The 17,076-nt window shown below is 63.8% G+C and carries 15 protein-coding genes; 7 read left to right on the plus strand and 8 right to left on the minus strand.

Features of this window, described 5'->3' with window-relative positions:
- Positions 1-105: 105 nt before the first annotated feature.
- On the plus strand, positions 106-1,434 hold the full coding sequence (locus tag UB31_RS18140) for an IS1182-like element ISBrsp9 family transposase (RefSeq protein WP_045010194.1): 1,329 nt from the start codon (positions 106-108) through the stop codon (positions 1,432-1,434).
- A gap of 88 nt (positions 1,435-1,522) precedes the next feature.
- Here the strand turns inward: UB31_RS18140 and UB31_RS18145 are convergent, their stop codons facing one another.
- The 6 genes from UB31_RS18145 to UB31_RS18170 all read right to left on the minus strand — a co-directional run bounded on the left by UB31_RS18145 (position 1,523) and on the right by UB31_RS18170 (position 6,590).
- Positions 1,523-1,936, minus strand: a complete 414-nt coding sequence (locus UB31_RS18145) for a PIN domain-containing protein (RefSeq protein ID WP_045011890.1) — start codon at positions 1,934-1,936, stop codon at positions 1,523-1,525.
- Positions 1,933-2,169: an AbrB/MazE/SpoVT family DNA-binding domain-containing protein gene (locus UB31_RS18150; RefSeq protein ID WP_045001293.1), complete on the minus strand. Its 237-nt coding sequence runs from the start codon at positions 2,167-2,169 to the stop codon at positions 1,933-1,935. Before UB31_RS18150 ends, UB31_RS18145 begins: the two co-directional genes overlap by 4 nt.
- Before the next feature lie 199 nt (positions 2,170-2,368).
- Positions 2,369-3,856 (minus strand): L,D-transpeptidase family protein, encoded by a 1,488-nt coding sequence (locus UB31_RS18155; RefSeq protein ID WP_045011908.1) that lies wholly within the window; start codon positions 3,854-3,856, stop codon positions 2,369-2,371.
- Positions 3,857-4,289: 433 nt separating this feature from the next.
- Complete coding sequence (locus UB31_RS18160; RefSeq protein WP_045011891.1) at positions 4,290-5,252, minus strand: acetyl-CoA carboxylase carboxyltransferase subunit alpha; 963 nt, start codon at positions 5,250-5,252, stop codon at positions 4,290-4,292.
- A 187-nt stretch (positions 5,253-5,439) separates the two neighbouring features.
- Positions 5,440-6,426, minus strand: coding sequence for a site-specific tyrosine recombinase XerD (xerD, locus tag UB31_RS18165; RefSeq protein WP_156175408.1), 987 nt, complete (start codon positions 6,424-6,426; stop codon positions 5,440-5,442).
- A 17-nt stretch (positions 6,427-6,443) separates the two neighbouring features.
- Complete coding sequence (locus tag UB31_RS18170; RefSeq protein WP_008144572.1) at positions 6,444-6,590, minus strand: hypothetical protein; 147 nt, start codon at positions 6,588-6,590, stop codon at positions 6,444-6,446.
- 165 nt (positions 6,591-6,755) lie between these two features.
- On the opposite strand from UB31_RS18170, the gene UB31_RS18175 reads away from it, so the two are divergent.
- The 3 genes from UB31_RS18175 to UB31_RS18185 are packed head-to-tail and all read left to right on the plus strand — an operon-like array spanning position 6,756 to position 9,889.
- Positions 6,756-7,382 carry a shikimate kinase gene (locus tag UB31_RS18175; RefSeq protein ID WP_045011892.1) on the plus strand — a complete coding sequence of 209 codons (627 nt, stop codon included), beginning with the start codon at positions 6,756-6,758 and terminating at the stop codon, positions 7,380-7,382.
- Entirely contained in the window at positions 7,379-8,527 is a 1,149-nt protein-coding gene (gene aroB / locus UB31_RS18180) for a 3-dehydroquinate synthase (protein ID WP_045011893.1), read from the plus strand. Before UB31_RS18175 ends, aroB begins: the two co-directional genes overlap by 4 nt.
- Positions 8,528-8,581: 54 nt before the next feature.
- Positions 8,582-9,889 carry an HlyC/CorC family transporter gene (locus UB31_RS18185; RefSeq protein ID WP_045011894.1) on the plus strand — a complete coding sequence of 436 codons (1,308 nt, stop codon included), beginning with the start codon at positions 8,582-8,584 and terminating at the stop codon, positions 9,887-9,889.
- Between the two features lie 146 nt (positions 9,890-10,035).
- Here the strand turns inward: UB31_RS18185 and UB31_RS40480 are convergent, their stop codons facing one another.
- Positions 10,036-10,305 (minus strand): BolA family protein, encoded by a 270-nt coding sequence (locus tag UB31_RS40480; protein ID WP_082078557.1) that lies wholly within the window; start codon positions 10,303-10,305, stop codon positions 10,036-10,038.
- A gap of 157 nt (positions 10,306-10,462) precedes the next feature.
- On the opposite strand from UB31_RS40480, the gene UB31_RS18195 reads away from it, so the two are divergent.
- A complete protein-coding gene (locus UB31_RS18195; protein WP_045001230.1) occupies positions 10,463-11,101 on the plus strand; it encodes a J domain-containing protein in 639 nt (212 codons plus the stop codon).
- A gap of 106 nt (positions 11,102-11,207) precedes the next feature.
- Here UB31_RS18195 and UB31_RS18200 read toward each other — a convergent pair whose 3' ends face one another.
- Positions 11,208-12,302, minus strand: coding sequence for a citrate synthase/methylcitrate synthase (locus UB31_RS18200; protein WP_045011896.1), 1,095 nt, complete (start codon positions 12,300-12,302; stop codon positions 11,208-11,210).
- A 75-nt stretch (positions 12,303-12,377) separates the two neighbouring features.
- Between UB31_RS18200 and UB31_RS18205 the strand changes: the two genes are divergently transcribed.
- Entirely contained in the window at positions 12,378-13,607 is a 1,230-nt protein-coding gene (locus UB31_RS18205; RefSeq protein WP_045011897.1) for a citrate synthase family protein, read from the plus strand.
- Between the two features lie 99 nt (positions 13,608-13,706).
- Positions 13,707-17,072, plus strand: coding sequence for an ATP-binding protein (locus tag UB31_RS18210; RefSeq protein WP_156175409.1), 3,366 nt, complete (start codon positions 13,707-13,709; stop codon positions 17,070-17,072).
- The last annotated feature ends 4 nt before the right edge of the window (positions 17,073-17,076 follow it).

Raw genomic sequence — 17,076 nt, forward strand, 5'->3', positions numbered from 1 at the left:
CGGCCACCTCAGAGCGTGTGATTTTTTGGCAGCGTGCCAGGTAAATCTGTCCGAATGCCGGTGGCATGTGATTCTCTGGCGATGATGGATTGGCGGGAGGCGAAGATGGCTGCCGATGAATTGTTCGGTGATCTGCCGGCGCAATCGAAGCCTGAAGCCGACGCGGCGCCGCTCGGCGCGCCACGGCTGCGTGAGCCACAGCGCGACCAGATCGCGTTGCGAGCGGTGGATATCGAGAGCCTGATCGGGGAAGACCATCCGGTGCGCCTGATCTGGTCTTATGTCGAAGAGCTTGATCTGAGTGAGCTGGAGAACCGGATCAAGGCCAGGGGCGACCGCCCCGGTCACCCCGCGACCTCGCCGCGGCTTTTGCTGGCGCTGTGGCTCTCAGCCACCAGCGAGGGCGTCGGCAGCGCGCGAGCATTGGAGCGACTGTGCGAGAGCCACGATGCCTATCGTTGGCTGTGCGGCGGGGTGTCGGTGAACTATCACATGCTGGCGGACTTCCGGGTCGGTTGCGCCGACCTGCTGGACCGGCTGCTCAGCGAGCATCTGGCGGCGCTGGCGAAGGCTGGTCTCGTCAATCTGGCGACACTGGCGCAGGACGGGGTGCGGGTCCGGGCCAGCGCGGGAGCCGCCTCGTTCCGGCGCGAGGCGACACTCGAGCGGCATCTGGCCCTGGCTGAGACGGTGGTGGAAGACCTCAAGCGCGAAGTCGACGTGCGCTCTGACGCCAGCAATCAGCGCGCCCGGGCAGCCAAGGAGCGAGCCGCGGAGGAACGCAGCGCGCGCGTGAAAGCGGCGCAGGCGGCGCTTGCCGAGATCAAGCAGCAGCGCAAGGAACGCGAGAGCAAGCAAGGCAATGGCAAGACGCCGAAGGAGCCGCGCGCGTCGACGACGGACGCCGATGCACGGGTCATGAAGATGGCGGATGGCGGCTTCCGCCCAGCCTACAACGTGCAGGTGACGAGTGCGGCCGGCGAGCAGTTCGTCACTGACGTTAAGGTATGCAACACGGGGTCCGACCGCGGGCTGATGCGGCCCATGCTGGAGCGGCAGCGCACGCGCCCTGGCGGCCTGCCCAAAGACCATCTCGTCGATGGCGGCTTTGGCAGTGCGGAAGACATCGAGTGGGCGCATGCCGAGGGCATAGAGGTTTTTTGCCCGCCCACTCAATCCAAGCACGGCACCGACCCCTACCTGCCGCGACGCGGCGACGGCGCGGGGGTACTGGCTTGGCGTGCGCGGATGGCGAGCAAAGAGGGCAAGGCCCGGTACAAGCCCCGTTCGATATGCGAGTGCATCCATGCCCGCTGGCGCAACTGGAACCTACGGCAATTGACCGTGCGCGGGATCGAAAAGGTCCGCGCCGTCGTGCTCTGGTACGCCCTCACCAACAACATCCTGCAAGGCAACCGCCTCCGCAGCGCATAAACGAGAGCTCATCGACGAACTCAGACCCGCCATTTACCGCGACAAGAAACTCCACTCCGTTCCGAACAAGTAAAAGCGTCACAAGCTCTCAGGGTGACGGTGAGACGTTTCCGAGAAACGGATTAACGATGGTGAGCCCGCCGATGCTGCGGCCGTGCTGCATGTCTTCACTGTAGAGGATATCGCAGCCGGCTTCGATCGCGGCGGCAACGATCAGCGCATCGTGGAAAGCGAATCCATCATCTCGCACGAGCGCAAGGGCCGCACGGCTGGTCTTCACCGTCAGCGGAAGTGCGGGATCGAGCGTATTGTCGATATCATCGAACAGAAGCTCGATGTCGCGCCAGCTTCGTCCCTGCTTCTTGCGCAAGACGTTTGCCAGTTCATTCAGGACCTGCACGCTGATGGTGCCGCCTTGCTCGATCAAGTCTTGCGAGATTGTCGCCTTGGTACCGGTCTGCTGCGCGTAAACGAGAATGTTGGTATCGAAAAACGCGCTCACCGCTCGTTTGCCTCGTTGCGATCGAACTTGTAGTCGGCAGGCAGGGAGGGCCAGTTGCGTGCGCGCATGTTTTCGATCGCCCGCCGGCGACGCTCCTCCTTGGTCTCGACCTCGATCGTCCCTTTGCGCGCGGCGACAACATCGAGCTCGTCACCTTCTTTGAGGCCTAGCTCTTCCACCAGCGTCTTGGGCAGCCGGACCGCGAGGCTGTTACCCCATTTGGAAACCTGCACCGTAGCCTCCATGATATCCAACGATTATATGTATATCATAATAAGGATATCATTGCAGTCAAAAAGCCGGGGGAAGGTGGGTATTGGCCAGGCGGCCTGCGCCGTAACCGTAAAAGGTCGAAGACAGCGTGATTGGGGCCTAATGTCAGCGCCGCCGAAAATGCGGGCAGAACCCCTTCTGAGTGGGCGGCTAAATCGCCTACTTCACCGCCGAGAACCGGTTGTCGAACGAGTTCGCCGGCACCACCGGTGCAGCACCCGCGAATTGCGTGTCGCTGGTGCCATCCGACACCGAAGGCTTCAGCGCCGGCCGCGTCGCGGCAAGGCGCGTGTCGGGCTTGGCCGGTTCGGCGGGCTTCACGGCGACGACCGATTTCGGCGCCTGGGGCTGCGGCGCGGGTTTGGCTGCGGCGACGGCCGGCTTGGCGGGCGCTGCCGGTGCAGCAACTGCCGGCGGAGCCGATGCGGTCGCCGTCGTGTCAGCGGTGCCCAGGCCCATCTTGCGGCCGAGGTTGGAGAAGAAGCCGCCGGATTTCTCGGCCGGCTGGGCCGTGGCGACGCGGGTGTTGGCTGCGGGCGCGGCGACGGCCACGACCGGCTCTTCCTGCGGCGCGGCTGCGACTGCGTCGAAATTCGGCTTCGGCGGATTGACGGTGCCGGGGATGGTGCCGGGCGCCTTCGACATCGCCAGCATCTGCAGCGTGGTGCCTTCGGCGCCTTCCGATAGGCCGGTCGAGCCTTCCGGAATCTTCGCCGCAAAAATCTTGTTCATGCCGCCGTCGATACCGGTGTTCATACGCGCCACCGGGATGCCCTTGGAGACGAGCTTGTTGTACTCGGCCTGGTCGCGCTCTTCCTTCTCGCGCACGGCGCTCGCGATGTCATCGGGGATCACATAGGCCGGGCACTTTGCGGAAGCGTCGAACACGGGATCGCGCTTGGCGTCGGGCGTTTTGGTCGCGTCGAAGACGTATTTCTTCTCGCAGAAATCGACCCTCGGCTCCTGCCGCGTCACCTCGAAATGATCATAGCCTTCCTTGATCATCTTCCAGAACGCCATGTTCGGATTGTTGCGGTGCTTGGCCATGTTCACCGGCGTCATCTTGAACGGATAGGCCTGGAACTGGAACGCCTTCTGGCCGCCGAAGAAGGACTCGCGGCCGAGCGAATAGATCTCCGCGATCTGCTCATCCGTCATCGCGTAGCAGCCGCGCGACGAACAGTCGCCATGGACCATCAGCTGCGAGCCGGTGCGGCCGAGCGCCTTGTCGAACGCGTTGGGAAAGCCGGTGTTGAACGAGAGATAGTAAGCCGACTGCGGATTCATCTGGCTCGGATTGATCGAGTAGAATCCTTCCGGCGCCTGACGATCGCCCTCGCGGACCTTCGGACCGAGATCGCCCGACCAGCGGCAGATCGGATAGGTCTTGAGCAGTGCGAACTGGCCGTTGCGCGCCTGCTTCCAGATCTCGAGCTCGGCCTCCTGCTTGAACAGGCGGACCAGGATCGGCGATTGCAGATCCATGTCCTTCTCGACCATCGCGGCGAGAAGCTTTGGCGTGACCGGCTGATTGGCCTTGGCGTTGGTCGCGAGCGAAACCTGATCGGTGTCGCAGCCGGCCAGCACAACACTGGCGGCAAGCGCAACCGAAGCCAAAATCGCGCGCGCAAGCGAGCTAACAGTCAAGACGAACCCCACAACGTTCCGGGCAAGGCTCGAAAACCCCAATCCTGAGCCTGGTCAAACCGACGAAGCGAGACCCGCATCGACGGTGTTTCGGTGACCACGCTCCGAGCCTTATGCCCTGAAGCCATTGATTAAAATTCTAACCTCTGGGTGATGGGGTCGCAACCCGACCGGGGATCACGAGCCCGTTGGCCCAGTGGCATGGTCAACAGAGACTAAACTGCGTCCTTACTTGCGGCCTTACTTGGGCCTTACAGCCCAACCCCACTGAGATCGCTGATTTGGGCAAAAAAAGGGTTAATGCGGGGTTACTGGCGTGTTCGGTAGGGTGGGCAAAGGCGCAAAGCGCCGTGCCCACCATCCATCCACCGTGCGCCGGGGCCGGTGGGCACGCTTCGCTTTGCCCACCCTACGGCACCCAAAACCGCCCGAATCAGCCCAGTTTTCGGCCGATATCGAGGAATTTCTGCCGGCGCAGCTTGCGGATGGCATCCCCGTCCAGGTTCCGCAGCTCGTCAAACGCCTTGGCGATGGCATCGCCGGTGGTGGCGATCATGGCGGCGGGGTCGCGGTGGGCACCGCCGACCGGCTCCTTCAGGATGCTGTCGATCACCCCGAAACGGAGCATGTCCTGGGCGGTGATCTTCATGTTGTTGGCGGCTTCCTGGGCCTTGGTGCCGTCCCGCCAAAGGATGGAGGAGGCGGCCTCGGGAGAGATCACGCTGTAGATCGCGTGCTCCAGCATCAGCACCTTGTTGGTGGTGGTGATGGCGATGGCGCCGCCCGACATGCCCTCGCCGGTGATGACCGCGACGTTCGGGACGCGCAGCGCCATGCAGGCATCGGTCGAGCGCGCAATCGCCTCGGCCTGGCCCCGTTCTTCCGCGCCGATGCCGGGATAGGCGCCGGCGGAATCGACGATCGACAGCACCGGCAGGCCGAAACGCTCGGCCATCTCCATCAGCCGCACCGCCTTGCGATAGCCTTCGGGCCGCGCCATGCCGAAATTGTGCTTGATGCGGCTGTCGGTGGAATCGCCCTTTTCCTGGCCCATCACGCAGATCGCTTCGCCGCGGAAACGGCCGAAGCCTGCGACCAGCGCCTCGTCCTCGCCGAACTTGCGGTCGCCGGCGAGCGGGGTGAATTCGGTGATCAGGCCCTTGATGAAATCGGAGAAATGCGGCCGCTGCGGATGCCGCGCGACCAGCGTCTTCTGCCACGGCGTCAGGTTCGTATAGAGGTCGGCCAGCGCCTGCGCCGCCTTGTCCTCGATCCGCCCGATCTCATCGGCGATGTCGCTGCCGGAGGCCGCTAACGTGCGCAATTCGTCGAGCTTGGAGTCGAGCTCGGCGACGGGCTTTTCGAAATCGAGATAGCTGCGCATCTGGTCTGGCATCAACTCAATATAGGGGGACGGGGTGAGAGAGCGAAACGGGGTTGGCTTCTCATAAAGAAGTGTAGCTTCTTCAAGGGGTTGACCTGTGCGCTGTTCGGCAGCGCGCCAAATCATGCGTGAGGCCACGGCTCTTTCTGCGGAGATGTGGCCGAAGTCAAGGCGGTTTAGGCCTTCGCCGGGACGACGATCATTTCTCCGCCAGCGGGTGCAGGTCGCGCACCAGGCTCTTCAGCCGCTCCTCGACCACATGGGTGTAGATCTGCGTGGTGGAAATGTCGGTGTGGCCAAGCAGGGTCTGCACGATGCGCAGATCGGCGCCGTTGTGCAGCAGGTGGCTGGCAAAGGCGTGGCGCAGCACGTGCGGGGAGACCAGCCGGGCCTGGAGGCCCGAGGCGACCGCGAGCTCCTTCAAATCGCGGGCAAAATGCTGCCGCGTCAGATGTCCGCTTTCACCGAACGAGGGAAACAGCCATTTCGAGGCAGCGAGGCTGCTCTTCTTGTCCGCCTTTGCAGCTTCCGTCGCCGCAAGATAATCCACCATCGCCTGGCGCGAGGCCTCGTTGAGCGGCACCAGCCGCTCCTTGTCGCCCTTGCCGCGCACCACGATCATGCGGGCATCGCGCTTGGCCGCCGTGCGCGGCAGCGCCACCAGCTCCGAGACGCGCAGTCCCGTCGCGTAGAGCACCTCGAGCAGGCAATAGAGCCGCAAATTCCGCAGCCGCTGAGAGGGTGATACCTCCGCCGCGTCGCTCATCTCCTTGGCGCGCGTCAGCATGCGGTCGACATCGGCGATCGACAGCACCTTCGGCAGGCCGCGGCCGCGCTTGGGCCCGGACAGGATTGCCGCGGGATCCTCAGCTCGGATGCGCTCGTTCAGGAGAAACCGGAACAGATGCCGCATCGCCGACAGCCGCCGCGCGACGCTGGATGATTTGAAGCCGCGTGTGTCGAGATCGGCGAGGTAGTCGCGCAGGACTTGCGTCTCCGCGTCTGCAAAAGCATGGCCGGTGCGGGCGAGAAATTCCGAGAAATCGGTGAGGTCGCGCCGATAGGCATCGAGGGTGTTGGGGCCGGCGCCCTGTTCCGCCGCGAGCATGTCGAGGAACAGGCCGGTGAGCTTGGTGTCGGAGGGCTTGCTGGCAGAAGACTTGTTGGGAGCAGATTTGGCGCGCATGCCCCGGAGCCTAGCCGCTATTTCTTGAGAAATTTATCCGGCGGGATCGTCACGGTCATTTCCCTCGGTTTTGGATTGACGAAATTCGCCAGCGCGAAGACCACGCCATAGACGATGCCGGCGAGCACGGCGACGACCGTCAGGAAGCGGAACAGGCTGGGCATCGGCACGATCTCGGCAAGGGACTTAAGGGTCTCGGACAAGCAAATTAACCAATGAAATCATCCAACATGTTCGCCGTTTCGTGGCAAGAGTCCTCTGGCGAGGGAAGCTTGGGGGGTAGTATAGGTGGCCGGATGCCGCATTTGGCGGCAGATCGAGCGAGGGACATGTCCGACGCCGCGTTGCCAGCACCTGCTTCCCCTGAGGCCGATATCCTGTCGGCGCTCGGGACGCGTTCGATCGTGCTGGTCGGCATGATGGGCGTCGGCAAGTCGACCATCGGCCGCCGCATGGCGGCGCGGCTCAAACTGCCCTTTATCGATGCCGATACCGAGATCGAGGCGGCAGCCGGCATGACCATACCGGAGATTTTCGAGCGCCATGGCGAACGGCATTTCCGCGACGGCGAGGCGCGGGTGATCGCGCGTCTGCTGGACGGCGAACCCGTGGTGCTGGCAACCGGCGGCGGCGCTTTCATGCGCGAGGAGACGCGTGTCCGCATCGCCGCCAAGGCGATCTCGATCTGGCTCAAGGCGGATCACGACGTCATCATGCGCCGCGTGCGCCGCCGCGCCGATCGTCCGCTGCTCCAGACCGCCGATCCCGAAGGAACCGTGACGCGGCTCCTCACCGAGCGCGAGCCGGTCTACAGCAATGCCGACCTCACCATCGCCTCGCGCGACGTGCCGCATGACAAGATCGTCGAGGAGACCATCGAGACGCTGCACGCCCATCTCTGCGGCCAGGCCGCCGCATCCGAGCCACCAGCCGACGTCGCGAGTGCGTTAAGATGACTGCGCCTTTGAAACATTCCGATTCCGTCATCGTCGACGTCGCGCTGGAGAATCGCGCCTACGACATCGTCATCGGCCGAGGCGAGCTCGCCTCGCTCGGCGCGCGGATCGCGGCCTTGCGGCCGGGCGTGCGCACCGCTGTTGTGACCGACCGCACAGTCGCAAAGCACTGGCTCGAGCCCGCCGAGGCATCGCTCGCCGCCGCCGGTATCCCGACCTCGCGAATCGTCGTCGAGGAAGGCGAGATCTCGAAAACCTATGCCGGACTGACGAAGGTCAGCGAGGCCCTGATCGCCGCAAAGATCGAGCGCAACGATCTCGTCATCGCGCTTGGCGGCGGCGTGGTCGGCGATCTCGCCGGCTTTGCGGCGGCGATCCTGCGCCGCGGCGTCGATTTCGTGCAGGTGCCGACCTCGCTGCTGGCGCAGGTCGATTCCAGCGTCGGCGGCAAGACCGGCATCAATTCGCCGCAAGGCAAGAATTTGCTCGGCGCCTTCCACCAGCCGGTGCTGGTGATCGCCGACACAGCCGTGCTCGACACGCTGTCGCCGCGGCAGTTCCGCGCCGGCTATGCCGAGGTCGCCAAATACGGCGTGCTCGGCGACGAGGCTTTCTTCACCTGGCTGGAAAAGAACCACGCCGACATCGTCAAGGGCAGCTCGGCGCGCGAGCACGCGATCGCGACCTCCTGCCGCGCCAAGGCCGGCGTCGTCTCGCGCGACGAGCGCGAGACCGGAGAACGCGCGCTGCTCAATCTCGGCCACACCTTTGGTCACGCGCTGGAAGCCGCGACCGGCTTCTCCGATCGTCTCTTTCACGGCGAAGGCGTCGCGATCGGCATGACGTTGGCGGCGCAGTTCTCGGCGAAACTCGGCATGATCGGTGATGCCGATGCGGCGCGCGTCGAGCACCACCTCGTCGAGGCCGGCTTGCCGACCCGCTTGCAGGACATCGCCGGCTTCGCGCAGGAGGGCCTTGCCGATGCCGACGCGCTGATGGCCCTGATGGCGCAGGACAAGAAGGTCAAGCGCGGCAAGCTCACCTTCATTCTGCTGGAGGCGGTCGGGCGCGCCGTCATCGCGAAGGACGTCGAACCTGCTCCGGTGCGCGACTTCCTCCAGGAAAAGCTCGCGCAGAAGGCATGAGGCGCGGCTGAACGCGTCAAGAAAACGCGTTAAAACAAAAAACTCGAGTGGTGCATGGACTGGCTCGGACTCTCCATCGTCGTGTTCTGCCTTTTCATCTCGGCGTTCTTCGCCGCGAGCGAGACGGCGCTGACCGGCGCCTCGCGCGCCAGCATGCTGCGGCTGTCGAAACAGGGCAATCATGACGCCGTCATCGTCTCGCGGCTGATCGCCAATCGCGAGCGGCTGATCGGTGCGCTGCTGCTCGGCAACAACATCGCCAATATCGGCGCCTCGGCGATCGCGACCGGCATCTTCACCGCCTGGTTCGGTGAGGTCGGCGTGCTCTACGCGACCGGCGTGATGACGGCGCTGGTCGTGATCTTCGCCGAAGTGCTGCCCAAGACCATCGCTATCAATGCACCTGACCGCACGGCGCTGGCGGTCGCGCGGCCGATGCGGCTCACCGTGTTCGTCCTGGGGCCGGTGCTCGCGGTGGTCGAGACCATCGTACGGATGCTGATGCGGCTGTTCGGCGTCGCCATCGGCGAGAACCAGCCGATCCTGTCGCCGACCGAGCGCCTGCGCGGCGCGGTCGATCTCCTGCACCATGAAGGCAAGGTCGAGAAGGTGGACCGCGACATGCTCGGTGGCCTGTTGGATTTGCGCGAGCTCCAGGTCTCCGACGTCATGATCCATCGCACCGAGATGATGATGATCAACGCCGATTTGCCGCCGGAGGAACTGGTGCGCGAGGTGCTGGCGACCGAATACACCCGCATTCCGCTGTGGCGCGAGAAGCCGGAAAACATCATCGGCGTGCTTCACGCCAAGGATCTGTTGCGCGCGATCCGGGCCTCGGATGGCGACACCTCGCGCATCGACGTCTCCACCATCGCGCTGCCGCCCTGGTTCGTGCCGGAGATGCGCCCGGTCTCCGAACAGCTCAAGGCGTTCCGGCGCCGAAAAACCCATTTCGCGCTCGTCGTCGACGAGTACGGCGAGGTTGAAGGTCTCGTGACGCTGGAAGACATTCTGGAGGAGATTGTCGGTGACATCTCCGACGAGCACGACGTCGTGGTCGCCGGCGTGCGCGCCCAGCCGGACGGCTCGGTCGTGGTCGATGGCTCGGTGCCGATCCGCGATCTCAACCGCGCCATGGATTGGCGCCTGCCCGACCAAGAGGCAACGACGGTTGCGGGCCTCGTCATTCACGAGGCGCAATCGATACCCGACCGCGGCCAGAGCTTCACCTTCCACGGCTTCCGCTTCCGCGTCCTCCGCCGCGAACGCAACCGCATCACCGCACTCCGTATTTCACCGGTGCCGCGCGACGCGGAGCTGGAGGAATCCAAGCCAAAGCGGGCAGGGACGTCGTTTTGAGCCACGCGATCAGTGTCATCGTCCGCCTTGTGCGCGCTTGCGCACTGGGGCGGACGATCCAGTACGCCGTGGCCTATCGGTTGAATCTCGACAGAAGTGTTTACTGGATGCCCGCCTTCGCGGGCATGACAGCGGAATTTGGGGCGTTACCCTTCCCCCGGCGCCTGCACGTGGATCGCGAGCGCATGCACGCTGCCGGAGAGTTCCGCGGCCAGCGCCGCATTTATCATGCGGTGGCGCTCGACCCGGCTCTTCCCTTTGAAGGCGTGAGACACGATATAAACCCGAAAGTGTGTCTCGCCGGTCGGCCGATGGCCGGCATGGCCCTCATGCAAATGTGACTCATCGACGACTTGCAGGCTTTCCGGCGTGAAAGCTTCCTGCAACTTGTTGCTGATAATGTCTCTGGTAGCCATGTTTGCCATTAAGGTGCGCGATCGCACTCCGTCAATGCCCATAGGCCGCTCTTGCCGGCCGTTCTTGAAATGCCGAAGCGAGGCTTCGGCGACGCGTTAGCAGCTAATTGCAATGTCAAGACTTGAAGGTTTTCGCATTGCGTAGTCAAAGTTGGTCATGCCGATCGATTCATCAAAGTTCTTCGACTCCATCCGCGTCAAGCCGAACAAGGGCAAGCCGGAAGCGAAGCCGCGCGACACCGTGGTCAATTGCGAATGGACCGGGTGTCAGAACAAGGGCGCCCATCGCGCGCCCAAGGGCCGCGAGAACTCGCGCGAGTACTGGCACTTCTGTCTGAACCACGTCCGCGAGTACAACCAGAACTACAATTTCTTCTCCGGCATGAATGCCGACGCCGTGGCGCGCTACCAGAAGGATGCGCTGACCGGCCACCGTCCGACCTGGAAGATGGGCGCCAATGGCGGCGTCAAGAAGGGCGCCGAGGCCGAGATCGACGGCGCCTTCGATCCGTTCAGCATGTTCGCGGAGCTCAACGGCCGCACCGGCTGGCGGAAGGGTCCGGAGTCCGCTCAGCCCAAGGTCGAAACCCGCAAGGTGATGAACGCCGAGCGCAAGGCGCTCCAGGTCATGGGCCTCGGCCCCAGTGCGACGCTCGCCGACGTCAAGTCCAAGTACAAGGCGCTGGTGAAGCAGCACCACCCCGACGCCAATGGCGGCGACCGCTCCACCGAAGACCGCCTGATCGAGATCATCAAGGCGTATAATTATCTGAAGACGGTGGTGCGGGAGGCCTGAGCCTCCCCCCGTGCCGTAGCCCGGATGGAGCGTAAGCGTAATCCGGGACTTTCTCACACAACGACGACTTTCCCGGATTGCGCTTCGCTCCATCCGGGCTACTTCTTCAATCCTTCGGCATCGCCCCCACATATGACGAACTCGGCCGGATCAACCTTCCCGTCCGCTGCTGCTCGCGCGCATGCGCGGTCCAGCCGGCGGCGCGCGCCACCGCGAAGATCGGCGTAAAAGCCTGCCTCGGGATCGCCAGTGCATCGAGCAGGATCGCGGTGAAGAACTCGACATTGGTCTCCAGCGGCCGCTCCGGATTCTTCTTGCGCAGGGCGGCGCGGATATAGGCTTCGACCTCGCCGGCGAACGGCAGGTCGGCGCCATCGGAGGCCAGCGCCTCAACCGCGGTCTTGAGCACATCGGCGCGTGGATCGCGGACGCGATAGACGCGATGGCCAAAACCCATCATCCGCTCGCCGCGTGCGAGCGCGGCATCCACCCAGGGCTGGATGCGCTCGCGCGAGCCGATCGCATCGAGCATTTCCAGCACCGGCTCCGGCGCGCCGCCATGCAGCGGACCCGTGAGCGCGCAATAGCCGGCCGTGACGGCAGCGAACAGATCGGCCTGCGTCGAGGCCACCACGCGCGCCGTGAAGGTCGAGGCGTTCATGCCGTGGTCGCTGGCGGTGACGAGATAGGCGTCGAGCGCAGTGATCTCGCGCGCGGCCGCCGCACGCCCGTGCAGCATGCGGAGCGTATCAGCGGCGTGGCTTACGCTTGGATCGGGCGCGACGGGATCGAGCCCCTTGGCGCGGCGCACCAGCGCGCCCGCGATCACCGGAAACGCGCCGACGATGGTCGCTTCGTGCTCCAGCCCGTGCTCGGCGCGAAGGCCTGCGACTGCCGCGCGAAACCCGTCGACGATGCCCATGGTGTGCGTCGCCGGCAGCAGCTCGAAGAGCCGCGCGAAGGCGCGCTCGCGCGCAGCCCCCAGGCTTGCCCGGACATTGGCTTCGCTCAGCGTGCTTCCGGTCGCGCCGTTCCAGAGCCGGGCGGTGACGCCCTCGAAGCTCGATTGGCTCGCGAGGGTGCCGACATGCTCGCCGGCGATGATCAGTTCGCCGCGCTCGCCGTCGACATGGCTCAGCACGGTTTCAGCTGCGGGAACGCCGTCCAGCCCGATCTGGCTTTTGGTGAGGTGGATGTTCATGGCCCAATCTCCTTGTTCACGGGAGAAAAATCGGGCCTCTCGACAGATTGATCAATCTTGATTACATAAATCAATATGAATAATTCCGAAGAGCTCTACCTCTCCGCCCGGGAAGCCGCGGCCGAGCTCGCGATCTCGCCGGCGACCCTCTACGCCTATGTCAGCCGCGGCCTGATCCGGTCCGAGCCGACGCCGGATTCGCGCAAGAACCGCTACCGCGCCGAGGACGTCCGCGCCCTGAAGGAGCGCCGCGTCCCGTCGCCGGAGCCGCGCGGCCTGCGCAGTTTCGATGCCGATTTGCCGGTGATGGATACGGAGATCTCGACCATCACCGAGGACGGCCCGATCTATCGCGGCGTCAACTGTGTCGATCTCGCCGAAAGCGATACGCTGGAGCACACCGCGACGCTGCTCTGGGATGTCTCCGGCGTCGATCCCTTTGCGCCGGACAATCGTCCGGTCGTCTCCGACGAGATGCGCGCGATCGGAGAGGCCGCGCGCCGTGCTGCGCCGATCGACCGCGCTATCGCGGTGCTGGCGCTTGCGACCAGCGCGGATTCGCGCGCCTTCACCCGCGCACCGGACGGCCGCGCGCTGGTCGGCGGGCGCATCGTCCGGCTGCTGGTTGCCACCATGCTCAATGCCGAGCCGTCATCCGAGCCGCTGCACCAGCAGATCGCGCAGGCCTGGGCGCCCGATAACAAGCATGCAGGCGATCTCATCCGCCGCGCGCTGGTGCTGCTCGCCGATCATGAGTTGAACGCCTCGACCTTCACCGCGCGTTGCGCGGCCTCGACCGGGCTCAATCTTTATGACTCTGTCATCGCTGGTCTCGCCGCGCTGAAGGGGCCGAAGCACGGCGGCGCCGGCGTGCTCGCCTCGCAGCTGGTGAAGACGCTGATCGACCGCGACGTCGCTCCGATGGTCCGCGAACGCGTCGCGCTTGGTGAGCGCTTTGCCGGCTTCGGCCACGGCGTCTACAAGCGCGGCGACCCGCGTGCGCAGTCGCTGCTGAATGCGCTGGCCCGTGCCGGCGCGCCGCGCAAATTCACCCGTGAAGTGCCGGAGCGGATCGTCGAGGCGACCGGCGAACTCGTCAACATCGACTATGCGCTCGCGGTGCTCGTCCATGCGCTGCGCTGTCCGCCCGGTAGCGAGCTCGCGCTGTTTGCCATGGCCCGCAGCGTCGGCTGGATCGCGCACGCCAGCGAGCAATTGCAGTTCGGCAAGCTGATTAGGCCGCGGGCGCGGTACGTGGGGCCGGCGCCGGGGCGGAGGACGGTGGCTGCGGAAGCCAAAGCCTAGGGCTTATGCTCATGTCTACGGGATGTTGGTTTCCCGAATTCCGACCATAATGATGAGGAAACGGGAACAAAAGCCGCGAAGGCGGGTTACGAATCGCGTTTGGAACTTGGCAAGTTTATTTCCTGGGATCTTTCAAGGCCGACATTTTGGATGTTCGAAACTCCGCAGGCGACGGCCGAGATTAACGACGCCCCCGATTTCCTGGCCGGATCGGGCGAAATGTCGTCGATGATGCGGGATTTTGACTGGGCCGCGACCGACCTTGGTCCGCCTAAATCATGGCCTCAAAGCCTGAAGACCGTCGTCCGGATCGTATTGACCTCCCGCTTTGCGATGTGGATGGCTTGGGGCCCGAACCTGAGATTTTTCTGCAACGACGCCTATCTCCCCACGGTTGGGATAAAGCGGGACTGGGTCCTCGGATCAAGATCAGACAAGGTCTGGGAGGAGATTTGGCCGGATATCGGGCCCCGCATCGAGCGGGTGTTGAAGACCGGCGAGGCGACGTGGGACGAAGGGCTGCTCTTGTTTCTCGAGCGCCTTGGCTTTCGCGAAGAGACTTACCACACCTTTTCTTACAGCCCTCTGGCCGACGACGATGGCCGGATAAGCGGGATGTTATGCGTCGTTACGGAAGAGACCGAACGTGTCGTCGGCGAGCGACGCCTCGCGACCCTGAGCCAGCTTGCTGGCCGCCTGGCGTCGGCCAGGGCTGAATCGGAAGTTCTGGACGCGATCAAGGAGGGCGTGGATGCGGCGGACAAGGATCTGCCTTTCGCTCTCCTCTACCTTTACGACGACCAGGGCAGCTTGCGGCTCGCTCGCGCCTCCGGCATCGAAACCGGGCACCCCGCTGCGCCGGCAGTAATCCTCCCGGGCGGTCCGTGGCCCCACGATATCCCGAGTTCAGGAAGCCGGATCGTGAACGATCTGTCCGCCGTCGTGGACGCCGGCTTGCCCAGCGGGTTCTGGGACAAGACACCCACCCAGGCCGTCGTTATTCCGATCGGCATCAAAGGACAGGAAAAGCCCCTCGGCTGCATTATTTCCGCGCTCAATCCCCACCGGAAATACGATGAAGGCTACGCCAGCTTCATCGAACTCCTGGCCGGCCAGGTTTCCGCCAGCCTTGCCGGGGCGCGCGCTTTCGAGCAAGAGCGCCGCCGCGCCGATGCCTTGGCGGAGATCGACCGGGCGAAGACGCTGTTCTTCTCCAACGTCAGTCATGAATTCCGCACGCCGCTGACGTTGATGCTTGGTCCGCTCGAGGACGCCCTGAACGACTCCTCTGCTGCCGCGCTCGATCCCGTGCAACGCACGCGCCTTGACGTCGCTCAACGCAATTCACGGCGGTTGCTCAAGCTGGTGAATACGCTGCTTGATTTTTCCCGTATCGAAGCCGGACGCGCGAATGCGCATTTTCAGCCGACTGACTTGCCGGCCTTTACAGCCGAGCTTGCCTCCAATTTTCACTCCGCCACGGAGAAGGCTGGACTGAAGCTGGAAATATTGTGTGAGCCGCTGCCGCAACGCGTGTCGGTCGATCACGACATGTGGGAAAAGATCGTCTTCAACCTTCTCTCGAACGCCTTCAAATTCACTTTCGAAGGAAGCATATCCGTTCGAATGCATGCTGCGGACAACGGCAGGTCCGCCGAGCTTCTGGTGCGGGATACCGGCGTCGGCATACCGTCCCGCGAATTGCCGAGGCTTTTCGAACGTTTTCATCGTGTCGAAAACCAGAAGAGCCGGTCATTCGAGGGGTCCGGCATTGGTCTCGCCCTGGTCCAGGAGCTCGTCAAACTGCACAACGGTTCGTTGGTCGCCGACAGTGAAGTCGGCAAGGGATCGTCGTTCAGGGTCAGCATCCCGTTCGCTTCGGACCAGCTTCCGGCTGGCAGCCTTGATCTCAGATCGACAGGGGTGCCGACGGCTCATCGGGCCGACGCCTATATCGAAGAAGCGCTAAGCTGGTTGCCCAGCGAGACCACGACGGGATTTCCTGTCTCGAAGCGCGACGTCGCCACTCCCGAGGTGGGCGGAATCAAGATGCAGGGCCACATCCTGGTGGCCGACGACAATGCGGACATGCGCGCCTACATCGGAAGATTGCTTGGCGCCCATTGGGACATCGAGACTGTCGAAGATGGAAATGCGGCGATCGAGGCGATCCGGCGAAAACGTCCCGATCTGGTCGTCACCGACGCAATGATGCCGCAGCTCGACGGCTTCGGTCTGCTGGAGGCGATCCGGAAGAATCCCGATCTGCGCGATTTGCCCGTCATCATGCTGTCCGCGCGGGCCGGCGAGGAAGCTCGCATCGAGGGTCTGGACGCCGGCGCCGATTACTATCTGACCAAACCGTTTTCCGCCCGCGAACTGGTTGCGCAGGTCAACGCAAACCTGACGCTCGCGCGCGTCAGAAGCGAAGCGGCGCGGGATCTTCGCGCAAGCGAAGAAGTCTTGCGGCGACGGACCACCCAATTCGAGACGCTGTTGAATGAAGCCCCGCTCGGCGTGTACCTGGTCGATGCCGACTTCAAGATTCTGGCTGTCAATCCCACGGCATTGCCGGTGTTCGGAGATATTCCCGACCTCGTCGGTCGTGATCTCGACGAGGTCATTCGGATCCTGTGGCCTAAGGACTATGCCGACGAAGTCATACGCCTGTTCCGGCATACGCTCGAAACCGGGGAGCCCTACATCACCCCCGAACACATCGAAGAACGACGAGACCGGAAGGTGACGGAATATTACGAGTGGAGGATTAACCGCATTCCGCTCCCTGAGGGCCGCTACGGAGTGGTTTGCTATTTCAGGGACATTTCCGCCCAGGTCCGAGCGCGTCAGCAGCGCGAGCTGCTGATCAATGAACTCAACCATCGAGTCAAGAACACGCTTGCAACGGTTCAATCGGTCGCGGCGCAGACGCTGAAAGGATCGACCGTCCCGACCGCCGTCAAAGGTGCGCTCGAATCCCGTCTGCTTTCGATGGCGGGTGCCCATGATGTGCTGACCCAGCAGAATTGGGAGGGCGCCGATCTGCGCAACATCGTGGAGAAGGCGCTGTCGCCCTTCAAGGCGTCCAAGCGGGAATTCGACGTCGATGGTCCCGACATCAGGCTGCTTCCGAAGTCGGCGCTTGCTGTCGCCATGGCGGTGCATGAGCTCGCGACGAACGCGGCCAAGTACGGCGCGCTGTCAAACGGTTCCGGCCGCATATCGGTGAATTGGGCGGTGGTCGAGCATGATGCCTCGCATCTGCAGATCGTCTGGACCGAAACGGGCGGTCCTCGTGTCGCAGCCCCCCGCAGCAAGGGCTTTGGCTCGCGGCTCATCGAGCGGGGCTTGGCGGGGCAACTGGGTGGTGAAGCGGTGATCGATTATCGTGAAACCGGTGTCGTATGCAGGATATTGGCGCCCTTGAGTGCCATTACGGGAAACGTGCCGGCCATTCTTGCGTAATGTC

The organism is Bradyrhizobium sp. LTSP849 (assembly GCF_000938255.1).
GTDB lineage: Bacteria > Pseudomonadota > Alphaproteobacteria > Rhizobiales > Xanthobacteraceae > Bradyrhizobium.

What these genes read in the sequence shown, in the direction of transcription:
- UB31_RS18140 (WP_045010194.1), top strand. Translation starts at nt 106, where the DNA reads ATGGCTGCCGATGAATTGTTCGGTGATCTGCCGGCGCAATCGAAGCCT.
- UB31_RS18160 (WP_045011891.1), bottom strand. Translation starts at nt 5,252, where the DNA reads ATGCCAGACCAGATGCGCAGCTATCTCGATTTCGAAAAGCCCGTCGCC.
- xerD (WP_156175408.1), bottom strand. Translation starts at nt 6,426, where the DNA reads ATGCGCGCCAAATCTGCTCCCAACAAGTCTTCTGCCAGCAAGCCCTCC.
- UB31_RS18170 (WP_008144572.1), bottom strand. Translation starts at nt 6,590, where the DNA reads ATGCCCAGCCTGTTCCGCTTCCTGACGGTCGTCGCCGTGCTCGCCGGC.
- UB31_RS18175 (WP_045011892.1), top strand. Translation starts at nt 6,756, where the DNA reads ATGTCCGACGCCGCGTTGCCAGCACCTGCTTCCCCTGAGGCCGATATC.
- aroB (WP_045011893.1), top strand. Translation starts at nt 7,379, where the DNA reads ATGACTGCGCCTTTGAAACATTCCGATTCCGTCATCGTCGACGTCGCG.
- UB31_RS18185 (WP_045011894.1), top strand. Translation starts at nt 8,582, where the DNA reads ATGGACTGGCTCGGACTCTCCATCGTCGTGTTCTGCCTTTTCATCTCG.
- UB31_RS40480 (WP_082078557.1), bottom strand. Translation starts at nt 10,305, where the DNA reads ATGGCTACCAGAGACATTATCAGCAACAAGTTGCAGGAAGCTTTCACG.
- UB31_RS18195 (WP_045001230.1), top strand. Translation starts at nt 10,463, where the DNA reads ATGCCGATCGATTCATCAAAGTTCTTCGACTCCATCCGCGTCAAGCCG.
- UB31_RS18200 (WP_045011896.1), bottom strand. Translation starts at nt 12,302, where the DNA reads ATGAACATCCACCTCACCAAAAGCCAGATCGGGCTGGACGGCGTTCCC.
- UB31_RS18205 (WP_045011897.1), top strand. Translation starts at nt 12,378, where the DNA reads ATGAATAATTCCGAAGAGCTCTACCTCTCCGCCCGGGAAGCCGCGGCC.